This is a genomic window from Enterobacter sp. P82 (genome assembly GCF_037053385.1).
Lineage (GTDB): Bacteria > Pseudomonadota > Gammaproteobacteria > Enterobacterales > Enterobacteriaceae > Enterobacter.
Window position 1 is genome coordinate 2043538 of record NZ_JBALHX010000001.1, and the last position, 22033, is coordinate 2065570.

The 22033-nt window shown below is 51.6% G+C and carries 23 protein-coding genes and 1 pseudogene; 12 read left to right on the forward strand and 12 right to left on the reverse strand.

Annotated features, from left to right (window positions below):
• The first annotated feature begins 40 nt into the window (after window positions 1-40).
• From WB237_RS09730 to WB237_RS09740, 3 genes are read left to right on the forward strand one after another with little or no spacing between them, the layout of a single operon-like run.
• Window positions 41-637: a cytochrome b/b6 domain-containing protein gene (locus WB237_RS09730; protein ID WP_336212614.1), complete on the forward strand. Its 597-nt coding sequence runs from the start codon at window positions 41-43 to the stop codon at window positions 635-637.
• A 9-nt stretch (window positions 638-646) separates the two neighbouring features.
• The gene (locus tag WB237_RS09735; RefSeq protein ID WP_336212617.1) at window positions 647-1417 is read left to right on the forward strand and encodes a molybdopterin-dependent oxidoreductase; all 771 of its coding nucleotides are present in this window, start codon (window positions 647-649) and stop codon (window positions 1415-1417) included.
• A gap of 28 nt (window positions 1418-1445) precedes the next feature.
• Window positions 1446-1700 (forward strand): hypothetical protein, encoded by a 255-nt coding sequence (locus tag WB237_RS09740; RefSeq protein ID WP_129996355.1) that lies wholly within the window; start codon window positions 1446-1448, stop codon window positions 1698-1700.
• A gap of 42 nt (window positions 1701-1742) precedes the next feature.
• Here WB237_RS09740 and rlmC read toward each other — a convergent pair whose 3' ends face one another.
• The 9 genes from rlmC to nfsA form a co-directional block, all read right to left on the reverse strand.
• Window positions 1743-2870, reverse strand: a complete 1128-nt coding sequence (gene rlmC, locus WB237_RS09745; protein ID WP_336212622.1) for a 23S rRNA (uracil(747)-C(5))-methyltransferase RlmC — start codon at window positions 2868-2870, stop codon at window positions 1743-1745.
• Between the two features lie 40 nt (window positions 2871-2910).
• A complete protein-coding gene (locus WB237_RS09750) occupies window positions 2911-3429 on the reverse strand; it encodes a YbjO family protein (protein ID WP_336213549.1) in 519 nt (172 codons plus the stop codon).
• A 20-nt stretch (window positions 3430-3449) separates the two neighbouring features.
• Window positions 3450-4295 (reverse strand): putrescine ABC transporter permease PotI, encoded by an 846-nt coding sequence (potI, locus tag WB237_RS09755; RefSeq protein ID WP_023310934.1) that lies wholly within the window; start codon window positions 4293-4295, stop codon window positions 3450-3452.
• Window positions 4292-5245: a putrescine ABC transporter permease PotH gene (gene potH, locus WB237_RS09760; RefSeq protein WP_237992015.1), complete on the reverse strand. Its 954-nt coding sequence runs from the start codon at window positions 5243-5245 to the stop codon at window positions 4292-4294. Before potH ends, potI begins: the two co-directional genes overlap by 4 nt.
• Window positions 5246-5255: 10 nt before the next feature.
• On the reverse strand, window positions 5256-6389 hold the full coding sequence (potG, locus tag WB237_RS09765) for a putrescine ABC transporter ATP-binding subunit PotG (RefSeq protein ID WP_050482952.1): 1134 nt from the start codon (window positions 6387-6389) through the stop codon (window positions 5256-5258).
• A gap of 102 nt (window positions 6390-6491) precedes the next feature.
• The gene (gene potF / locus WB237_RS09770; protein WP_336212626.1) at window positions 6492-7604 is read right to left on the reverse strand and encodes a spermidine/putrescine ABC transporter substrate-binding protein PotF; all 1113 of its coding nucleotides are present in this window, start codon (window positions 7602-7604) and stop codon (window positions 6492-6494) included.
• Window positions 7605-7955: 351 nt separating this feature from the next.
• Window positions 7956-8432, reverse strand: coding sequence for a YbjN domain-containing protein (locus WB237_RS09775; RefSeq protein WP_014169308.1), 477 nt, complete (start codon window positions 8430-8432; stop codon window positions 7956-7958).
• 63 nt (window positions 8433-8495) lie between these two features.
• Window positions 8496-9398 carry a 30S ribosomal protein S6--L-glutamate ligase gene (gene rimK, locus WB237_RS09780; protein WP_336212629.1) on the reverse strand — a complete coding sequence of 301 codons (903 nt, stop codon included), beginning with the start codon at window positions 9396-9398 and terminating at the stop codon, window positions 8496-8498.
• Between the two features lie 69 nt (window positions 9399-9467).
• Window positions 9468-10190, reverse strand: coding sequence for a nitroreductase NfsA (gene nfsA / locus WB237_RS09785; RefSeq protein WP_336212632.1), 723 nt, complete (start codon window positions 10188-10190; stop codon window positions 9468-9470).
• Window positions 10191-10374: 184 nt separating this feature from the next.
• Between nfsA and WB237_RS09790 the strand changes: the two genes are divergently transcribed.
• Window positions 10375-10644 (forward strand): GrxA family glutaredoxin, encoded by a 270-nt coding sequence (locus tag WB237_RS09790; protein ID WP_014883149.1) that lies wholly within the window; start codon window positions 10375-10377, stop codon window positions 10642-10644.
• A 30-nt stretch (window positions 10645-10674) separates the two neighbouring features.
• Here the strand turns inward: WB237_RS09790 and WB237_RS09795 are convergent, their stop codons facing one another.
• Window positions 10675-11046 carry an inner membrane protein YbjM gene (locus tag WB237_RS09795; protein ID WP_336212635.1) on the reverse strand — a complete coding sequence of 124 codons (372 nt, stop codon included), beginning with the start codon at window positions 11044-11046 and terminating at the stop codon, window positions 10675-10677.
• A gap of 273 nt (window positions 11047-11319) precedes the next feature.
• On the opposite strand from WB237_RS09795, the gene WB237_RS09800 reads away from it, so the two are divergent.
• The 3 genes and pseudogenes from WB237_RS09800 to WB237_RS09810 all read left to right on the forward strand — a co-directional run.
• Window positions 11320-13005, forward strand: coding sequence for an aspartate:alanine antiporter (locus WB237_RS09800; RefSeq protein WP_028019315.1), 1686 nt, complete (start codon window positions 11320-11322; stop codon window positions 13003-13005).
• A gap of 319 nt (window positions 13006-13324) precedes the next feature.
• The gene (locus tag WB237_RS09805; RefSeq protein WP_336212637.1) at window positions 13325-13963 is read left to right on the forward strand and encodes a GIY-YIG nuclease family protein; all 639 of its coding nucleotides are present in this window, start codon (window positions 13325-13327) and stop codon (window positions 13961-13963) included.
• 135 nt (window positions 13964-14098) lie between these two features.
• Window positions 14099-14750 (forward strand): annotated as a pseudogene (locus WB237_RS09810) (phage portal protein); the annotation flags it as partial.
• A gap of 27 nt (window positions 14751-14777) precedes the next feature.
• On the opposite strand, the gene WB237_RS09815 reads toward WB237_RS09810, so the two are convergent.
• Window positions 14778-16547, reverse strand: coding sequence for a retron Ec67 family RNA-directed DNA polymerase/endonuclease (locus WB237_RS09815; RefSeq protein WP_336212640.1), 1770 nt, complete (start codon window positions 16545-16547; stop codon window positions 14778-14780).
• Window positions 16548-16995: 448 nt separating this feature from the next.
• On the opposite strand from WB237_RS09815, the gene WB237_RS09820 reads away from it, so the two are divergent.
• The 5 genes from WB237_RS09820 to WB237_RS09840 all read left to right on the forward strand — a co-directional run bounded on the left by WB237_RS09820 (window position 16996) and on the right by WB237_RS09840 (window position 21422).
• Window positions 16996-17799, forward strand: a complete 804-nt coding sequence (locus WB237_RS09820; protein ID WP_336212642.1) for a DUF3800 domain-containing protein — start codon at window positions 16996-16998, stop codon at window positions 17797-17799.
• A gap of 639 nt (window positions 17800-18438) precedes the next feature.
• Complete coding sequence (locus WB237_RS09825; protein WP_108090520.1) at window positions 18439-18759, forward strand: metalloregulator ArsR/SmtB family transcription factor; 321 nt, start codon at window positions 18439-18441, stop codon at window positions 18757-18759.
• Window positions 18760-18799: 40 nt separating this feature from the next.
• Entirely contained in the window at window positions 18800-20089 is a 1290-nt protein-coding gene (locus tag WB237_RS09830) for an arsenic transporter (protein ID WP_336212645.1), read from the forward strand.
• Between the two features lie 12 nt (window positions 20090-20101).
• Complete coding sequence (gene arsC / locus WB237_RS09835; RefSeq protein WP_336212647.1) at window positions 20102-20533, forward strand: glutaredoxin-dependent arsenate reductase; 432 nt, start codon at window positions 20102-20104, stop codon at window positions 20531-20533.
• 118 nt (window positions 20534-20651) lie between these two features.
• Complete coding sequence (locus WB237_RS09840) at window positions 20652-21422, forward strand: SDR family NAD(P)-dependent oxidoreductase (RefSeq protein WP_336212649.1); 771 nt, start codon at window positions 20652-20654, stop codon at window positions 21420-21422.
• Here the strand turns inward: WB237_RS09840 and WB237_RS09845 are convergent.
• Entirely contained in the window at window positions 21419-21970 is a 552-nt protein-coding gene (locus WB237_RS09845) for a TetR/AcrR family transcriptional regulator (RefSeq protein ID WP_336212651.1), read from the reverse strand. The genes WB237_RS09840 and WB237_RS09845 overlap by 4 nt on opposite strands.
• Between the last annotated feature and the right edge of the window lie 63 nt (window positions 21971-22033).

Below are 22033 nucleotides of genomic sequence, written 5' to 3' on the forward strand. Positions count from 1 at the left end.
ATCTTAGGATTTGACCACGCAATGGAATAACGAGGTCACCATGTCTCTGCCAACAGCTGTTATTCATCCCCTTTGGGTCAGGGTGTGTCACTGGATTAATGCCCTCGCCATGGCTGGCATGGTATTCAGCGGATGGCGAATTTATAACGCCTCGCCGTTGTTCCCATTCACTTTTCCGTCCTCTTTCACGCTGGGAGGCTGGCTGGGCGGCGCGCTGCAGTGGCACTTCGCCATGATGTGGGTTTTAGGTATTAACGGCCTGATCTACTGCACGTTAGGTATTGTCACCGGGCGCTTTGCACGCACCTTTTTCCCTTTGTCTGTTAAGGGGTTGCTCAAGGATATGGCGCTGGCCCTGCGGGGAAAACTGCAGCATGCCGACCTCAGCCACTACAACATGGTGCAAAAACTGGCCTACTTACTGGCCATATTAACCGGCGTAATGCTTGTGCTTTCCGGGCTGGTTATCTGGAAATCCGTTCAGTTTCCGCTTTTACGTGAACTGTTGGGAGGCTATGAAACCGCACGTTACGTCCACTTCTTTTGTATGTCCTTCATTGTCGCGTTTGTCGTGATCCACCTGCTTATGGTGCTGCTCGTCCCTAAAACATTACTGGCAATGCTGCGCGGTCGCTAAGGGTATCTCATGAAAAAACCAACCTTTCTCTCTTCCCGCGACGCGGAATATCTGGTCAAGGACGCCGAAAAATCCGTAAACGCACAGCGACGTCACTTTCTTAAACAGGGGCTGACGTTAGGCGGAATTATGCTGCTTACAGGCTGTGACCTGAGCGACAACGCCAGTGTTGAAACTGCACTTTCACGAATGTCGCGCTTTAACGATCGTGTCCAGGGTTTCCTGTTCAGCGACCGTCATCTGGCACCTGAATATACCGAAAGCGACATCACCCGCCCTTTCCCGTTTAACGCCTTTTACGATCGCGACCAAATTCCGCAGGTCGACGGTCGGGATTATCTACTCGCCATTCGCGGCCTGGTGCGAGACACCCGCAGCTGGTCCCTGCCTGAGTTGTATCGTATGCAGCAGGTAAACCAGATCACGCGCCATATTTGCGTCGAAGGGTGGAGTGCCATTGGCCGCTGGGGTGGTATCCCCTTCCGCCATTTTCTGCAGGTGATCGGTGCCGATACCCGCGCCAAATACATCAGCTTCCGCTGTGCGGATGATTACTACACCAGCATTGATATGGCGACCGCGTTGCACCCGCAAACGCTGCTCGCCCTGACCTGGGATAACCAAATCCTCCCTCCTGAGTACGGTTATCCCATGAAACTCCGTATCCCGACCAAGCTGGGGTACAAAAACCCGAAGCATATTCAGGTCATTGAAATCACCAATCGCTTCCCCGGTGGTTACTGGGAAGACCAGGGTTACAACTGGTTTGGTGGCAGTTAATACAACAACGTAAACGACGAGGAATACCATGAAAAAAATGATCATTGCAGCAACCGTGCTTTCAGCTCTGTTTATGGCAAATGTGCAGGCGGCAGACTCCATGAGCAAAGAGACGATGGCGAAAGACAACATGTCCCAGCCACACGATAAAATGTGTAAGGGCGACATGTGCAAAGACGCCATGAAGAAGGATCACATGGGGAAAGACAAAATGGGGAAAATGGACAAAATGGATAACATGAAAAAGGATGAGATGGGTAAAAAAGACGCCATGAGCCAGTAAGTCTCATCGCAGCCGGAGGCACCCGCCCTCCGGCTGCTTCACTTATTGTTTAACGAGTAGCGTCAATACTTCATAGTGCGCAGTGTGCGGGAACATATCGAAAAGCTGAACGCGCTCAATGCGATAACCCGGCAAATGCGCAATGTCTTTCGCCATCGTCTGCGCGTTGCAGCTTGAATAGACGATGTAATCCGGGGCCATCTCGCTCAGGTAGTCGCATAGCGCTTGTCCGATGCCACGGCGCGGCGGGTTTACCAGTACCAGCTCTGGCACGTTACCCTGTCCGGTCGCGAACTGCGTAGAGTCCAGCGCCTGGAAGTGCAGATTCGTTAACCCTAGCTCAGTGGCGGACTGTCTGGCGCAGGCAATAGCCTCAGCGGAGATCTCAATTCCGGTAAGCTGCATCTCAGGCGTGGCACAGTGCAGACCAAATCCCCCCACGCCGCAGAACAGATCCCACATATGATGGATGTTTAACGCCCGAACCCAGTCGCGCGCGGTGGCGTACAGCGCACTGGCGACAGTCGGGTTGGTCTGGAAGAAGCTTTGCGGGCGGATCCACAGCGGCACACCGTTGAAATTCTCCGCCAGCGCGTGTTGTTCGGTGAAGAAGACCTCTTTTTCCCCTTCCATGATCGCCATATGCACCGGCTGAATATTTGCCGTAATGACCCTGAGCTGCGGAAGCTGTTCCTGCAACCACGGCAGCGCCGCGCGAAGCTGTTCCAGCTTGGTTTCGGAACGCAGCACGAAACGCAGCATCATGCCGCCGTCAATCTGGCTTTCCGTCAGCAGAAGGTATTTCAGCTCGCCGCGCTTGCGGGCGACGTTGTAAGGCGTTAACCCGGCCCGCGCAATAAACGGTTTGAGTGCCGTAAAGACGGGCTCAAATGAGGCGGGGTAAAGCGGGCAGTCAGTTAAATCTTCCGGCGTGCCGTCGCGGTGCAGCATCCCCAACAGCGGTTTTTCTACGCTGCCGCTGACCACCATTTTGGCTTTGTTGCGAAAGCCCTGCTCCGGGCCGCTGACGGGTGCGCACCACTCACCCACCGCGTGTGCTGCCAGCAGCTGTTGCAGGTCGGCCATTTTGGCGGTGAGTTGTTGAGAGACCGGCTGTTCTATCCACTGACAGGAGCGGCAGCGACCGGCGTCATAGAGTGCGCACTGCATATGAAAACCTTAAAAATCACGAGGGCTGCGATTATACACATTATTGCAGGCGGAAGAACCGCCGACTGGAAGCCGGAACAAACAGCAGGAACAGAACCAGTATGTCCGGCAGTTTTTGCATAAACAGCGCGCGCAGGATTTCGCGTTTGGATTCACCGGCAATGCTGAACAGCTCCGGGTAGCCATATCCCAGCGAGGCGGCCCACAGATAGCTGGCAGCGGTCACCTGCGTCAGCAGATAGACCCAGCGCGCCCAGTTGCGCCCTTTCACCAGCGAAAAAGCACAGTAGATCTCGATAAACACCAGCACCAGGCTGCTCAGAAAGACCAGCGTCAGATTCCACGTCTGCACGCTGCGGTGAATAAATTCACCAATGCCGCGCGCGCCCAGGGTGTTCAGAATCATCAGCACGTCCAGGCAGCGGATCATAATAATGGCGAGCGCCGCCACCTGAACCAGCGCAGGAACGTTTAGACGAGCGTGCGTAAGACGTGATTTCTTTAATAATCCCAATGTTTTACTTCCCTGAAAAACAGTGCCGCGTCGTACGCGGCACATCACTGGAAATTTTAAATCCTTCAGCCGCGTCTTGCACGCTGGATATCACGCACACGCTGTTTTTCCGCGCGCGCCATCAAATACCAGGCGATAAATCCGACAATTCCGACCACACCGAGAATAATCGAGGCCAGGGCGTTGATTTCCGGGTTGACCCCCATGCGCACGCTGGAGAAGACCAGCATTGGCAGCGTCGTCGCCCCCGGGCCAGAAACAAAGCTGGCGATAACCAGATCGTCGAGCGACAGGGTAAACGCCAGCAGCCAGCCCGAGATCACCGCTGGCATAATCATCGGCAGGGTGATGATGAAAAAGACCTTCAGCGGCGTCGCACCAAGATCCATCGCCGCCTCTTCAATGGAGCGATCCAGCTCGCGCAGACGCGAGGAGATCACCACCGCCACGTATGCGGTACAGAAAGTGACGTGCGCCAGCCAGATGGTGAGCATCCCGCGATCCGCCGGCCAGCCGATGGCATGCGCCAGCGCCACGAACAGCAGCAGCAACGCCAGACCGGTGATCACGTCCGGCATAACCAGCGGGGCGGTGATCATAAAAGCAAAGCCGTTCGAACCGCGAAAACGCCCGAAACGAACCATCACCAGTGCAGCGATGGTCCCCAGTACCGACGCCATGGTTGCGGCCAGCGCAGCAATCGTCAGGCTCAGCCCCACCGCGCTCATCATCGCATCATCGTGGAACAACTCGCTGTACCAGCGCGTCGACCAGCCAGCCCAGACCGTCACCAGTTTGGAGCTGTTGAAGGAGTAGATCACCAGCATCAGCATCGGCGCATACAGGAAGGTAAAGCCAATCACCAGGATCGCAATTCGCCACGGGGAGCGCACTACCGGTAAGTTGTTCATCCGTGGTCTCCCATCTGTTTCTGCTGATGCTTATGGAACCACATGATCGGCACGATCAGCAGGAGTAACATCACTATTGCCACCGCAGACGCCACCGGCCAGTCGCGGTTATTAAAGAACTCTTGCCACAACACGCGACCAATCATGATGCTGTCCGGCCCGCCGAGCAGTTCCGGGATCACAAACTCCCCCACCGCCGGAATAAAGACCAGCATCGACCCGGCAATAATCCCGCCTTTGGTTAGCGGGACGATCACACTGAAGAAGGTCTTCAACGGGCGCGCACCGAGATCAAGCGACGCTTCCACCAGCGAGTAATCAATACGCGTCAGCGCCGTATAAATCGGCAGCACCATAAACGGCAGATAGGCGTAAACAATGCCAATGTAGACCGCGAGGTTGGTGTGCAGGATCGTCAGCGGCTGATCGATAACTCCGAGCCACATCAGGAAGTTATTCAGTACACCGTTGTTTTTCAGGATCCCCATCCAGGCGTAAACGCGGATCAGGAACGAGGTCCACGACGGCAGGATCACCAGCAACAGCAAAATGTTACGCGTCGACGGCTTACTGTGCGCCACGGCCCACGCCAGCGGGTAGCCCATCACCAGACAGCAGATCGTCGAAATCGCCGCCACCTGTAACGACTGTAAATACGCTTCGAAATAGAGCGGATCGTCCGTCAGCTGCAGGAAGTTGCCGAGATTAAGCGTCAGCGTGAGCTGCCCGTCGGCCCAGTCCAGCAGGTTGGTATAAGGCGGGATCGCCCGCGCCATTTCTGCGAGGCTTATCTTGAAAACAATCAGGAACGGCAGCAGGAACAGCAGGATCAGCCACACATATGGCATGGCGATCACCAGCTTGCGGCCGTGGTTCATCTGCATGCGCGCCAGCCAGTTCGCAAAACCGCCCGGTTTTTCTGCGCGGGCTGGAGGTTCTAGTGTACTCATGAGCCGCTCCTTATACCGTCAGCACAACGCAACTGTCAGCATCCCAGCACAGGCGCACTTCGTCACCCCAGGTCGGCTGCCCCTTGCGATAGCGATGTTCGTTCTGCAACTGAGCGCTGAGCATCTGTCCGCTTTTCAGACGCACATGGTAGATGGAAAGATCGCCAAGGTAAGCAATATGCACCACTTCACCCACGGCAAAGTTATAGCCATCCGCAGGCGGATCCTCACAGAGCATGATTTTCTCCGGGCGCAGCGCGACGTAAACCGGCACGTTATCCACCACCGAGTTATCCGGATCGACCTTAAGCGGGTGTTGCAGCCCCGGTGACTCAATGACCAGGCCATCTTCCTGGCGGTCTTTCAGCAGCCCTTCGAAGACGTTGACCGAGCCAATGAACTCCGCGCTGTAGCGGGTGGTCGGGTGCTCATAAATCTCTTCCGGTTCGCCAATCTGCACGAACTTCCCACGGTTCATGATGGCGATTCGCCCGGCCATGGTCATCGCCTCTTCCTGGTCGTGGGTCACCATCACGCAGGTCACCCCCACACGTTCGAGGATATCCACCACTTCGAGCTGCATACGGTCGCGCAGTTTTTTATCCAGCGCCCCCATCGGCTCATCGAGCAGCAATAATTTCGGACGTTTTGCCAGACTGCGGGCCAGGGCGACACGCTGACGCTGACCGCCAGAGAGCTGGTGCGGTTTACGCTTCGCGAACTCCTGCATGTGAACCAGGCTCAGCATCTCGGCCACACGCGCGGTAATTTCGGCTTTCGGCAGTTTGTCCTGCTTCAGGCCAAAGGCGATATTCTGTTCCACCGTCATGTGCGGGAACAACGCGTAGGACTGGAACATCATGTTAATCGGACGCTGGTACGGCGGCACACTGGAGAGATCCACGCCATCCAGTACAATCTGCCCGGCAGTGGGCTGTTCAAAACCGGCCAGCATACGCAGCAAGGTCGACTTACCGCAGCCAGATGCCCCCAGGAGGGCAAAAATTTCACCTTTGTAGATCGTCAGATTGACGTCGTCCACGGCATGCTGGCCATCGAAAGATTTGGTGAGGTTACGAATTTCAAGAAGCGGGGTCAGCGCTTTACGGACTTTCGCCTGCGGGCGGGGGATCGCGTCATTCACGGGGTGCTCTCCGGCAGAAATCAAATCATGGTGCAGGCGCACCATAACGGTGCACCTGTTGCCGGGGGCGCTGCGCTTGCCCGGCCTACAACTCACGGGTAATTATTTACCGCTTTTCACCTTGGTCCACGCACGGGTACGTACGCGGTCAATTTTTGGATCCTGAACTTTCAGGGTGAACAGCTTGGCGAACACATCCGCTGGCGGATAGATAGCCGGGTTTTTGCGGATCTCTTCGCTAACCAGCGGCACGGAGGCCTTGTTACCGTTCGCGTAGTAGACATGGTCACTGATATGGGCGATCACGTCAGGACGCATCAGGTAATTAAGGAACTGATACGCTTCGTCTTTGTTTTTCGCATCGGCTGGCATCGCGAAGACGTCAAAGAACGCCAGCGCCCCCTCTTTCGGAATGAAATAGGAAACGTTCACGCCGTTTTTCGCCTCTTTCGCGCGGTTCGCCGCCTGCCACACATCGCCCGCCCAGCCAATTGCCACGCAGATGTCGCCGTTAGCCAGGTCGTTAATGTACTGTGAAGAGTGGAAGTAACGGATATTCGGACGCAGCTTCAGCAGCAGATCGGTCGCCGGGCCGGTGTAGTCGTCAGGCTTGTTGCTGTTTGGATCTTTGCCCAGGTAGTTCAGCACGGTGGCGAAAATCTCTTCCGGCGCATCGAGGAAGGAAACGCCGCAGCTTTTCAGCTTCTCAAGGTTTTCCGGTTTCAGCACCACGTCCCAGCTGTCCAGCTTGACGTCCGGGCCCAGCGCCGCTTTGACTTTATCGACGTTGTAGCCGATACCGGTAGTCGCCCACAGATAAGGCATGGCGTATTTATTATCAGGGTCGTGCTTCGCAACCAGCTTCAGCACTTCCGGGTCGAGGTTTTTCCAGTTTGGTAACTTGCTCTTATCCAGCGGCTGGAAAACACCTGCGGTCAGCTGACGCTCCAGGAAGCTCGCGGAAGGTACCACCAGGTCAAAACCGGTACTGCCCGCCATCAGTTTTCCTTCCAGCACTTCGTTGGAATCGAAAACGTCGTAGACCACTTTAATGCCGGTCTCTTTTTCAAAATTGGCGACCGTGTCCGGCGCAATATAATCAGACCAGTTGTAAACATGCAGCGTTTTTTGTTCCGCAGCGAGCGTGCCGGCAGAGACGGCCATCAGAGCACCCGCAACCAGACCCGATAACCATTTTTTATTCAAGGCGATCATAGTGTTATTCCTTCTGAAAGCTCGTTAACAAACGAACTAAAACTGTGCAATCTGGATATATGCAAAAATCATGCATAGTTTGTCGCTCTGCCTAAAATAAAAAGAAACCTCTTTACCCGGCAGCATCCGCTCGCTTTTTTAAGCATCGCAAGAATAACTGTAGCCCGTGTCTCCGGCTATAGCCCAGACGAAAAAACGCCTTTTATCAATTTTTTATGCAGGTTATGTCTATGTGATAAGCCGAAACGGCCTTCCGGGAGGTGAATAATTCTTTAAGGAAAGGTTAAAAGCAGCATAAAAAATGGCCTTCTGCAGCCGCTATGGCAGCGACTGCGCAAAAGTCAGACAGGCTTAGTGAAGAAAATTGGGAGATGCATCATTATTCTCTGCATCATCTTCCGCGCTATACAGCAGATGATGTGCATTGGCTTCCATCATTACCATGGAAATTTGCTCTTCACTCAAGCGCATAAACCAGGAGAACTGTTTGAACGAGAGCCCTGCACCGGAGAATAAAGACTGGCAAACGACCAGTTTTGGCAGATTATCATCCTGTATATCGAGAAATGCTTTCACAGTCAAAGAACTGGCATTGATGGCCGACAAGTCGGAGGCCAGCGCCAGCAGCGCAGACGGCTTCACTTCAGCCAGCGCCGAGAAAAGAATCACGTCGTTAATGAGATCGATTTTGGCATCGAAAATGCCATCGAAATTCTGCATATGAGGCAGATGCAGCGCCTGACAGGAATCGCATTCGAAGAACGTAATCCCGGCATCATCAAGCCATTGACGTAACGTATCCAGTGTTGGAACGACCTGTAAATCCATCGCTGTGCAGCCTCTTTAATAAAAACTTCGCATAGATTACGCAAAAAGTGGGTTCAATTCCATTTAACCGCCCGTTTTCAGACAGTAGCCGGGCGTCGCATGACGCTCGATCCATGCGATCATTTTGCCCGCAATATCGACCCCTGTGGTTTTTTCCACGCCTTCCAGCCCCGGCGAGGCATTCACTTCCATGACCAGCGGCCCACGCGTTGCTCGCAGAAGGTCTACCCCCGCCACGTCCAGCCCCAGGGTTTGTGCCGCTTTCACCGCAATTTCCCGCTCGCGCTCGCTGATATCGGCCACCCGCGCAACGCCGCCACGGTGCAGGTTTGAGCGGAAGTCGCCCTCTTTTGCCTGGCGCTCTATCGCCGCCACCACCTCGTTCCCCACTACGAAGCAACGAATGTCGCGACCTTTGGCCTCTTTGATGTATTCCTGCACCAGAATGTGGGCATTCAGCCCCCGGAAAGCATCAATGACGCTTTCTGCCGCCTGGCGTGTTTCCGCCAGCACCACGCCAATGCCCTGCGTACCTTCCACCAGCTTGATCACCAAAGGTGCGCCACCCACCATATCGATCAGATCGCTGGTGTCGTCCGGTGAATGGGCAATCCCCGTGACAGGGAGATCGATCCCCTGCCGGGCGAGCAGCTGTAACGAGCGCAGCTTATCGCGGGCGCGGGAAATGGCGACGGATTCATTGAGCGGATAGCTGCCCAGCATTTCAAACTGGCGCAGCGCGGCGGTGCCGTAATAGGTTATCTGGGAGCCGATGCGGGGGATCACCGCATCAAAGTGCGGCAGCTTGCGGCCTTTGTAGTGAATCGACGAGGCAGCCGGATCAATGTTCATATAGCAGGACATTGGGTCGAGGATCTCGACCTGATGCCCGCGTTTTGCCGCCGCTTCTCGCAGACGTTTACATGAATAGAGCGTTCCATCCCGGGACAAAATGGCAATTTTCACCCTGCACCTCTCTAAAGACATGGAAAAAGCCTGCATATCATATACGCAGGCAGGCGCAGGAGGAATGGACTATCGCGTCGCCCAGCCCTGTTTGTGCAGATAATCGAGAATAAACGGGCGATTCTCTTTAATAATGGTGCGACGAATATGGTCACTCCAGGTATCGCGGCGGTTATTGCTGCCGCGCGTCATATAGTAGTTCGCCAGTTCTTCATCGTATTGCGCCAGGACATCCTGATCGACAAGTTGATAGTGATTTTCATGCACCAGCATGGCGGCAGGAATACGCGGCTTCAGATCCGGGTTATCCGCTGGGCAGCCGAGGCACAGGCCAAACAGCGGCAGAACATGTTTTGGCAGCTTCAGCAGTTCGGTGACGCTTTCGATATTGTTACGCAAGCCGCCAATATACACGCCGCCTAATCCCAGCGATTCCGCAGCCGTAAAGGCGTTTTGCGCCATCAGCGCGGTATCCACCACACCCAGCAGCAGCTGTTCTGCCAGCCCCAGCTCGGCCTCAGGGCAGATCTGCAGGTGACGGTTAAAATCAGCACAGAACACCCAGAACTCCGCCGCCTGGGCCACATGCTTCTGTCCGCCCGTAAGCGTGACCAGTTGTTCCCGCATGGCCGGATCGGTAATGCGGATAATAGAGCTGCACTGCAGGAAGCTAGAGCTGGAGGTCGCCCTTGCGCTGTTAATAATGGCTTCGCGCTGCGCCTCGGTAATCGGCTCATCGGTAAAATGGCGAATGGAACGGTGGGATGTGAGCAGGTCTATGGTTGGTGTCATGTTGTCTCTCTTTGTCTTGCTTAATTCACATGGCAACCAGTATAGGCAATGATTAGTGCAGTGTAATTGGCGAAACATAGCCTGACTGTATCAAAGCGACAGGCGAAACCTTCTTTAATGGCGGCAGGTTATCGGGCACTATATGTGTTATTCGCCGTCAGGCTTGTTTTTTGAGGAGAGAGAAATGTTTGCAGTAATTTTTGGTCGTCCAGGGTGCCCTTACTGTGTGCGCGCGAAAGAGCTGGCTGAGAAACTGACCGCAGAGCGCGATGATTTCAACTTCCGCTACGTTGATATCCACGCGGAAGGCATCACGAAAGCCGATCTGGAAAAAACCGTCGGTAAGCCGGTTGAAACCGTCCCGCAGATCTTCCTCGATCAGAAACACATCGGCGGTTGCACAGATTTTGAAGCTTACGCCAAAGAGCATCTTGGCCTGTTTGCTGAGCAGTAATACCTGAACGCCCTCACCTTGAGGGCGTTTTTATTTGGTGTGCCGTCGCAGTATCAGACTGCGCACAAACAAGTAGCACAATGCGCCAAGAACGCACCAGAACACACCGCTCAGCAACCACGCCAGCTCCTGCCAGAAACTTCTCACGGGAACAAACAGCAAGCGCATCAGCAGCAGACACAGCGGTGCTGCAAGCATTGCACCCAATAGCGGTTTCACCACCTCCCCTTTACGGGAGAGAAAGCTGGCGGCCGCGCCCGGCAGAGTGAAAAAGAGTAAACCCAGCTCCGGATGACCCGACGCCCTGAATGCCCCTTTCACATTAAAAGCAAGCGACATGCACACGACCGTGAACAGCAAAAAGCAGCTGATCACCCCCGCCCAGTTTCGTTTAATGTTCAAACAATCCTCCTGACTTCTCTCTATCAAATACACATTCGTCGGGTAGACGCCCAGTCAGATAAAGCAATGCGGCAATCCTTGCCAAAGTACGCACAGGGTGATGCGATAATCAGTAGCTGTCAGTAGCTAATACGATTAAACTACACGCCAGCTAATGTTTTAGGGAATAAAGCAGGAAACAGGGAGCGTTAATGCCTTTCCCTGACCCAGAAAACAGTAGCCCAAAAAGCCCTTTCATTCAACAACTTACTGGTAAACAAGAAGTTAGCCTCCGTGAATATAAACGTCGCAGACTTGTTAAATGGGAATTACATCCTGTTATTATTTGTTGTACTCGCGCTGGGCCTTTGCCTGGGTAAATTGCGCCTGGGGTCGGTTCAACTTGGTAATTCCATTGGCGTTTTAGTCGTATCATTAATATTAGGTCAGCAGCATTTCAGCATTAACACGGACGCGCTCAACTTAGGTTTTATGCTGTTTATTTTTTGTGTTGGTGTGGAAGCAGGTCCCAACTTTTTTTCAATTTTCTTCCGCGACGGCAAAAATTATCTGATGCTGGCGCTGGTCATGGTCGGTAGTGCACTGCTGATCGCGTTAGGGCTGGGTAAACTGTTTGGCTGGGATATCGGGTTAACGGCCGGTATGCTGGCAGGTTCGATGACCTCTACGCCAGTGCTTGTCGGTGCAGGTGATACCCTGCGCCATTCCGGCATGGCTGGAGCACAACTCTCTACCGCCCTCGACCACCTGAGCCTGGGCTATGCCCTGACTTATCTGATCGGTCTTGTGAGCCTGATTGTGGGCGCACGCTACCTGCCGAAACTGCAACACCAGGATCTACAGACCAGCGCCCAGCAAATCGCCCGCGAGCGCGGTCTGGATACCGATTCCAAACGTAAAGTCTATCTCCCGGTGATCCGCGCGTATCGCGTCGGGCCAGAGCTTGTGGCATGGGCAGACGGGAAAAATCTTCGCGAGCTGGGCATTTACCGCCAGACCGGTTGCTATATCGAACGCATTCGACGTAACGGCATTCTGGCGAACCCGGACGGCGATGCGGTGCTGCAGATGGGCGATGATATCGCACTGGTGGGTTACCCGGATGCTCACGCCCGTCTTGACCCAAGCTTCCGTAATGGCAAAGAGGTGTTCGACCGCGATCTACTCGACATGCGTATCGTCACCGAAGAGATCGTGGTGAAAAACCATAACGCCGTCGGCCGTCGTCTGGCGCAGCTGAAGCTGACCGACCACGGTTGCTTCCTCAACCGCGTGATCCGCAGCCAGATTGAGATGCCTATCGACGACAACGTCGTACTCAATAAAGGAGACGTTCTGCAGGTCAGCGGCGACGCACGCCGCGTGAAAACCGTTGCTGACCGCATCGGCTTTATCTCCATTCACAGCCAGGTCACCGACCTGTTGGCCTTTTGCGCCTTCTTTATTGTTGGCCTGATGATCGGGATGATCACCTTCCAGTTCAGCAACTTTAGCTTCGGCATCGGTAACGCCGCCGGTTTGCTGTTCGCCGGGATCATGCTGGGCTTCCTGCGAGCGAACCATCCGACCTTCGGCTACATTCCGCAGGGCGCGCTGAATATGGTTAAAGAGTTCGGCCTGATGGTCTTTATGGCAGGTGTCGGCTTAAGCGCGGGTAGCGGCATTGGCCACAGCCTGGGTGCCGTTGGCTGGCAGATGTTGGTTTCCGGACTCATCGTCAGCCTGGTGCCGGTTGTCATCTGTTTCCTGTTCGGTGCCTACGTGCTGCGCATGAACCGTGCCCTGCTCTTCGGGGCCATGATGGGTGCTCGTACCTGTGCGCCAGCCATGGAAATTATCAGTGACACCGCGCGCAGCAACATCCCGGCGCTGGGCTATGCAGGCACTTACGCTATCGCTAACGTACTGCTGACGCTGGCAGGTACGCTGATCATTATCATCTGGCCTGGACTCGGATAACTCTCAAGTTTGCGCATAAAGAAAAAATTTTCGTTATGCGCAGAACTTTTTGATCAGGGGGTAGTCATAACTAGTGCCACTGCTTTTCTTTGATGTCCCCAATTTGTGGAGCCCATCAACCCCGCCGTTTTGGTTCAAGGTTGATGGGTTTTTTGTTGCCTGAATATTACCAACCATAAAATTAATTACTTACATCACCACTTTCCCATGCATGGCGACAAAGTGGCGACAGCGCTAAAGCACGTCGCAAAAACCGGACTTCAATTCCCCATGATTTTTCGCCCTCCTCACTACTAAAACCATCGATTCATGGCAACAAATGAATAAAATCAAAAAAATAGTCAGCAAGGAAAGCCGAATGTTCGATTTTTACCCTGAGAAAACATACAGCAGAACGGAAGTCATGAGTGTGCCTTCTCCGGTTCCAGCGGTGAACGGTATTTATTTTTGGTGGTTTAAAGAAATCCCTCCAGGTGTGCCTACCGAGGGCTGCATCATCTCAGACGGCTACACGCTGCTATACGTTGGTATTTCGCCCGACCAGAGAGGGAAACCTAACAGCCGTTCAAATCTAAGGAAACGAATAAAAACGCATTACAGCGGCAATGCAGCTGGCTCAACGCTCAGACGCACACTTGGCGTGCTGCTGAGCGGAATAAGTTGTTTCCCCCTTCGCCGGGTTGGTTCCGGCTCCAGAATGACATTCACTCACGCAGGTGAGCAGTGGCTTGACATTTGGATGGAACAAAATGCCAGGGTTCACTGGTTTCCTGTTGAAGCACCGTGGGAAGTTGAAGTCAAATTGATCGCATCCATTCCCCTTCCTTTGAATATTCAGGGAAATGCTCACAGTTTTAAACCCACGCTTTCAGGAATGCGCACTCAGGCGGCAGCTGAAGCGCGATTGATGGATATTGCAGATGAACGGGGTTTGAAAAGACGATTAGCGACGCAGTAAAATCGCGCCGTCCGCTCAGAGTCAGTAAGCAAATTGCTCTTGCATACCTCTGAGATGAGGCGGTGCTTCGCTGATTTTTTGCGAACGGCTTACTGACCGAACAAAAGTCTCATGCGCTACGAAAGCATGCCTGCAGTAGGCGATGTCCTCTCGCTTGAGCCATAACTGGCGAAAAACACCTACCACGGGATCGTTTTGGATTCCTGTTGATTTGTGCAGTACGGTATAACCACGCAGCCCTACGAGTTTACCAAAGGCAGCATCTTTGACCTGATGGAGCCGGCTCTGAACCATGAGATTTACGGCCTACCGGAATACTGTCCGCCATTCCCTCCGCCCTGCTTAACTTGTACGCCACGCTGCTCCGTTGCAAGTATTACATCAGCGGCAGCCATGCTGGGTCCATCATTGTAAAGAACCAGGCGGACTTGAACAATATCCACCAAGCAATGAAAAGCGCCAAAGGACCGAGCAAATTACGCAGCCTGTTTATATAGTCGCCCGACGGGTAAAAGGACGGCGTACGGATCACCCCGTTTTCAGAAGCTGCGACAAAAAATGAATTCCTGAGCATCAAGAATGTGAGCCGGGACGACATGACAGCAGCGCACCACGTTAGGCGGAAGATGATGGAGATCATCCCCAACAATATTGGTGGGTTTGGCTATGTGGTAAAAGTCAGCCTTGCTTTTGTTCTAAACGAGCCAATGGCATTGTTAAAGCGGCTACAGGCGGTGAATAATTGGCTCCGAAGAATATAATAAAATTCACCTTATATGAGTTTTAATTTATGTACACCTAACGGTTAATATTGTTAGGGTTTATTTTTAATTAATGTTTGCTGGTAATGAATTTTAATCTCCCTTACTATATCAAATATGTATGAAAATCTATTAAAGTCTATTACCCTTTTCTTATCCTTAACTATTTTCACGGAAAAAACATGTTTCCCATATTCAGTTTTCGAATCACCATCATTGTTTTTATTGAATCTTTTCCCATCTAACTCAATTGAGAGCACTTCAACAGGAAAAAAATCTTCCATTGAGGTCTCATTACCACCTTCAGTCAGCGGCGTTAGGACCATATATAAATTATGAAAAATATGCAAATACCTCATACGTCTAATAATCCCTACTTCATCCGGACATTGTTTAACTTTATTTTTAAGAAAGTTGAGAAGTTCGTTCGGACCGGTATCATTATCAAGGACCATTATTACTGGTTGCTTAGCAATACTGCCATAATATGATGAGTAATGTTCTCTATAACGTTCAACAAATTTTTTTAAATCCGCAGTACCACCTGAAATATTAAGGAAATAATTTAATTTATCGGTTGCTTTTAAAATATTTAGATCTATCTCCTTTCCTTTCTTATCTTTTCGGTCTCTATATAACTCTGGGTAGTTATTTGACAACGCACGCAATGCAGCCTTTAAATATATCCTATCAGTTTTCCCCTCTGTCACAATCGTTGGGCATGTATTCCCATGAAAAAATTTATAATAAATAAATTTTCCGTAAGCTTTTTCCCTGGCATTAAGTTTTGATTTAAAGCTATGCAAGGTAGCCGGTGCAAGTGCATACTTTTCTGGCTGCTTACTTTTCTTCTTCTGTATATTATTAAACTTGTCTAACTGGTCGATAAAACCAAACATTCCTTCCAGCTTATCTAAGCTTCCTGCTACTTCATCCCCATTTTCATCTGGTAACTTATATTCCCCAGTAGTGTATAGGGTGTGGGCTAAAGCCCTAGTCTTATCTGAATAACGGCGTTCTACATTTACTATTTTATTTACAGTAAGCCCTGTAACCTCCAAACGAGAAGGTTTGTAAGCAAGTCTAGTCTTAGCATCGTTGATTTCAAAACCAGCTCTTTTAATTTCACTTACTAAATACTTACCTAATATAACCCCTTCTGGTTGTAAGAGGGCTAACTCTGTTGGAAAACTAGATTTATTTGTTGAAAAAGTTATATCATCAGCATATCTACTATAAGAACACCCATATTGTTTAGCTATCTTAGCTAAGCGCATATCCATAATGCTACAAATTAGATTAGATATCACTGGAGAACATGGACTACCTTGAGGTAAAACTCCTCTATAACACGCAGCTTTTGCGATTGTTGTTGCAACAGTTGGATTTAATAAAAAATCCTTATTAGACATTAAATATCCTCGAACCCTGCCAAAATTAAAGCTTCCGAAGAAATTACTAAGATCTATATTAAGTATTATCCTTTTATTTCTATGTTTATATGCATTTAATATTATTGATTTATCTTTTTCAAAGCCAAATGAATAATTATTTATAATTTTTTTAGAAATAAATAACTCATTACGACAATCAGATAATAAATTAGAAATCCTCCTCTGGAGATCTTTTAAACGTTCTGTTGGAGCGGAGATTAGTCGTACACCATTTCCTTTTTTGGGAACGGTAAAAGGTGTATATTGATTTTCTGTTCCAATTCGATAAAGAACATTAGTTAAAAACACCACCTTAACACCTAACAATTTTGCAAGGTCTTCACGAGATTCTGCAGATCTCAAAGCATCAAGTTTTGATGTTCTTGTCATTTCTTCTTCATCCAAGAGAAAAAATTAAAGATAGCGCATGTAGGCACTCCTTCGCACAGCATCGTGGCCTTATGGCGTCGAAACAAGGATTTCAGGGAGGCGATACCTCCTGCCATTTAGATCACTGGTTGTGATTCACAACCAACAAATCTGCCTACATGCGCGATCAATAAACTATCATCTAGACTTGATAATTTCCAGCATAAATATCAATAATTTAACCCCCTAGAGCTCGCTCGTATCCCCGCCACGCCAGCCCGCTTTATATAATGGTTTTCATGCAGGTGCATGATGGCTGCAAAGTCCGCCATGCTTTCCGCGAAACCAAAGTTACTCAATTTTGCGTTGAACTGCCTTCTCACTACAGTTTAAAACTGATCCTTATCAACCACTTTCTGATGTGGTTAAATCTATTCCTAAGCTGACATTTTACTCGTGAAGGAAAAACATGGACGCAAATGATCCTGGAAAGCTGATATGGCATGTCGCCTGCGATGAGTCAGGCATCGATGGTCAGCGATTTTATGGATTTGGCAGCTTGTGGATGAAGTATCAAAGACGTGGGGACTTCGTGCGCATCATTCGTGAGCTTAGGGAAAAGCATAACTGTAGCGATGAAATAAAGTGGCAAAAAGCTCACTCAAAGCGAAATGCTGCTTTTTATCATGACCTCCTTGAAACATTCTTCAAGCACCAATGGCTGGCGTTCCACTGCATCATTGTTGAAAAATCAAAAGTAGAAAAATCCTTCCATGGCGGCGACTACGATCTGGCTATGCGTAAGCATTTTGGCAAGCTGATTGAAACTAAAATAGGCAACGTCATCAAGGCTCATCCAGAAAGGGAATGCGAGTTCCGTGTGGAAGTGGACCCACTTCCATCTCGGTATAAAAAAGCTGACGAGGCGTTTGAAGTCATCACTAACCACACGTTAGCAAAAAGGTTTGGCCGCAAAGACATTATCAAGAGCGTCGTCACTAAGGATTCAAAATATTCTGAACATATTCAAATTGCAGATTTTCTTCTAGGCGCAGTGATGTGCGCCTATCAAGGCAAAGCAACTTCGGAAGCAAAGTTAGCAGTTGCAAACAAAGTTGCGTCTTATTTGGGATGGGATTCGCTTATGTATGACACCTGGCCAAAAGAGCGCAAATTTAATATTTGGCTTTTTTTCGACAGGTCGAAGGGACCAAGGGATATCCTTACACGAGAAGTAAATTTGAAGTATAAATTGCCCAAGCCTAAAAAATAGAGCCGACCTCACAGCCGGCACGGTTGGAGTCCCAGTCGTTCGACGAAGTTACCAACTAGGCGGTATCAACTTTCGGGGGGCCGCCTCTAATTCCCCAAAACCATAAATTCTGTTCATTGATAGTAGCGTTTTAGCGTTTCAAACTCAACAAAATGCATAAAATCATGTTGTAAGGCCTATTACACTAAATTATCACTCTCAAGTGAGGAAGCACTAATATGTACTTCCTTGCTGTCTTACAGACATAATCGCAACGTTCTTGTCCTCAACACTATAGTCAGAGCTAGCGACAATCTGTATATAAAAGTTCTATCCGTCCGCTGGGCAAGTGACATCATGGATAGATCGTTAACATCTCCCTCTCAACACCACAGTTATACATACCATCAAAAATATACTTTAACGTTAAAAAAGACCTCACCTATCTAAGACACTGATTAATAATGAAAATAAAACCCATGGTGCTCTAGTATAATTGACGCCATTATTCATACTCCTTCAGACGTTGATTCATGTAAAAGATCCGCAACCCAACCCCAGACTGCCATCTCACAACATCAGATCCACTTCTGCTTCTCTGCAGCAACCAAAACATATATGATTAAACGCATATAAACTATTAAACCTACAGGAACTCCCATGCTCCACCCTCTCCAGCTGTTCAAAACCCTCTCCGACGAAACGCGGCTCTCCATCATCATGCTGCTCCGCGAAGCGGGCGAGCTGTGCGTTTGCGATCTCTGCTCCGCGACCACCGAGTCGCAGCCGAAAGTCTCCCGCCATATGGCGTTGCTCCGCGAGTCCGGGCTGGTTATCGATCGCCGGGAAGGGAAATGGATCCATTACCGTTTATCTCCCCACATGCCTGCATGGGCGGCAACCATTATCGACAACAGCTGGAACTGCCTTCGGGAAGAGACGCGTGAGAAGCTGAAAAACAGACTTCCGGGTTCGTGCTAATCAATACACATTCACAAAAACAGATATGATGGAGTACGCAATGTTTCTGGCAGGGGCAATTTTTCTGTTTACGCTGGTACTGGTTATCTGGCAGCCAAGGGGACTGAGTATCGGCTGGAGCGCGACCATTGGTGCCGTGCTGGCGCTGGTCAGCGGTGTGATCCACATTAATGATATTCCGGTGGTCTGGAATATTGTCTGGAATGCGACGGCCACATTTATCGCCGTCATTATCATCAGCCTGCTGCTGGATGAGTCTGGCTTTTTCGAATGGGCTGCGCTGCACGTCGCCCGCTGGGGGAATGGCCGGGGTAGATTGCTGTTTACGTATATCGTGCTGCTGGGCGCGGCGGTGGCGGCGCTCTTTGCCAATGACGGTGCGGCGCTGATCCTGACACCTATCGTGATTGCGATGCTGCTGGCGCTGGGGTTCAGCAAGCAGGCGACGCTGGCGTTTGTGATGGCGGCAGGGTTTATCGCCGATACCGCCAGCCTGCCGCTGATTGTCTCTAACCTGGTCAACATTGTGTCAGCCGATTTCTTCACGCTGGGGTTCAGCGAATATGCCTCGGTGATGATCCCAGTTGATATCGCCGCGATTGCCGCCACGCTGGTGATGCTGCATCTGTTCTTTCGCAAGGAAATTCCGCCGAAATATGACCTGTCGAAGCTTCGGGAGCCAGCACGCGCTATTACCGATCTCCCGACGTTCAGAACGGGCTGGATCGTCCTGCTCCTTCTTCTGGTCGGCTTCTTTGTGCTCGAACCTCTCGGCATTCCGGTCAGTGCCATCGCCGCAGCTGGCGCGCTAATTTTATTTGCCGTCGCCAAACGCGGACATGCGATTAATACCGGAAAAGTGCTGCGTGGCGCACCGTGGCAGATCGTTATCTTCTCCCTCGGGATGTATCTGGTGGTGTACGGCCTGCGCAATGCCGGGCTGACGGACTATCTCACAGGCGTACTGAATAGCCTGGCCGGTCACGGGCTGTGGGCCACCACGCTGGGAACCGGGTTCATCACTGCGTTCCTGTCATCCATAATGAACAATATGCCCACGGTACTGATTGGCGCGCTCTCCATTGATGGCAGTACGGCAACAGGATTGATTAAGGACGCGATGATTTACGCAAACGTGATTGGTTGCGATCTGGGGCCGAAAATCACACCTATCGGCAGCCTGGCGACCCTGCTCTGGCTTCATGTACTGGCGCAGAAAAACATGACGATTACCTGGGGCTACTATTTCCGGACGGGTATCATAATGACGTTACCGGTCCTGTTTGTGACGCTCGCCGCGCTGGCGCTACGTCTCTCCTTCACACTGTAATGAGCCACTGATATGACCCACATCACCATTTACCACAACCCAGCCTGTGGTACCTCGCGCAACACGCTGGAGATGATCCGCAATAGCGGCACGGAGCCAGAGATTATCCTCTATCTGGAAACCCCGCCGTCTCGCGATACGCTGACTACCCTGATTGCCGATATGGGAATTTCTGTTCGGGATCTGCTGCGTAAAAACGTGGAACCCTATGAACAGCTCGGCCTGGCCGAAGATAAATTCGCCGACGAGCAGCTGATCGACTTCATGCTGCAACACCCGATCCTAATTAACCGCCCGATCGTCGTGACGCCCCTGGGTACTCGCCTGTGCCGCCCTTCAGAAGTCGTCCTCGACATCCTGCCGGACGCACAAAAAGGGGCATTTACGAAAGAGGATGGCGAAGCCGTCGTTGATGCCAGCGGGAAAAAAATCTCACAAAAGTAACCCATTGATAATTGCGCAGTAAGGCTTGCACGCGGCATACCCCACCTACCGGCTGAGTTGCATCAGCCGAAACCCGGCACATACTTTTGAGGGTTAGGTCTGGTGAGGGTATGCGCGTATGGGCTTTAAAAACAAAACCGCCGTCATCTTTGGTGGCAGCGGCGCCATCGGCAGCGCTGTGGCACATGCTCTGGCACGTGAGGGAGTTGAAGTGCACCTCGCTGCACGCACTCGTATCAGGCTGGAAAATGTTGCCAACAGCATTCGTGCCGCAGGCGGGTCTGCCAGCACATTTATTTTCGATGCGCTGGATGAGTCCACGCAGCTTCCTGAGCTTGCCCACATTGATATTGTGGTCAACGCCACGGGCTTTATGCACGATCAGGGAAAACGCCTTGACGCGTTAGCCCTTAGCGAATTCAGGCAGGGTTTTGACCCCTTCCTGACCGCGTACTTTAACATCGCCAAAGCTGTTTCACCCCGCATGGGCGGCGAACATGGCGGAACCCTGATTACCGTCGTCGCGCCCGCCGCGAATATGGCGATCTCCGGGCACCTGGGGCATATCGTTGGCTGCGCGGGAACAGAAGCGTTTACCCGGGCGCTTGCCGCAGAACTGGGCGTTAAAAATATTCGCGTCGTGTGCGTGCGTTCGCACGCGATTGCCGACGCGGTGCAGGCAGGTTCGTATGTCGGTGCCATTTTCGCCGCTAAGGCGCAGGAGATGGGAATTACGGTCGAGCAGTTTCTCGGTGGTGCCGCGCAAAGTACCCTGACACATCACCTGCCAACGCTGGCACAGGTAGCAGACACGATTACGTTTCTGGCCTCAGATGCGGCAAGCGCCATTACGGGAACCACCGTCAATATGACCGCGGGCGCAACCTAGCAGCTACCCTCGCCCGCAATTCTGCCCACCATAATCCGGATCTCCTCCCGGGTTAATGGCGCCCGGTCGGTGACATAGTGCAGCGTCATCCCTTCAATAAACGCATCCAGCGCACGGGTGGTAACCGGGTCGAACCACTGCTCCAGCGTGGTCTGGCTCATCTTCATCCAGTCCTGCATCACCGTTTTGAGCGCCGCGCTGCGGTGCATAAAGGCGTAGAGCTGATACATCAGCGCCATGTTGTGTGGCGTCGTCACCTGCGAGCTGTGGATCAGCGTGGTGATGGATTCGCACGCCATCTCAGGCCCTGTGACACCCGCGAAGAAATCCCGGTACTGTTGCGACATCTGCCGGGTAAACCACGTGAAAGCCTCCTCCAGCAGCGACTCCATACCGTCGAAATAGTAGGTCATCGACCCCAGCGGCACGCCCGCACAAGTGGCGATTTTACGGTGCGTGACGGCGTGAATCCCGTGCTCGGCAATAGTATCGAGCGTTGCCTTCAGGATCTTCTCCCGTCGATGCGGATCGTTCGGTGGTCTGCTCATAAATTCCTCACGCAGTTTGTGTACAAATGTACACAAACTTGCTAGTGTTGTCGCTATTGTTGT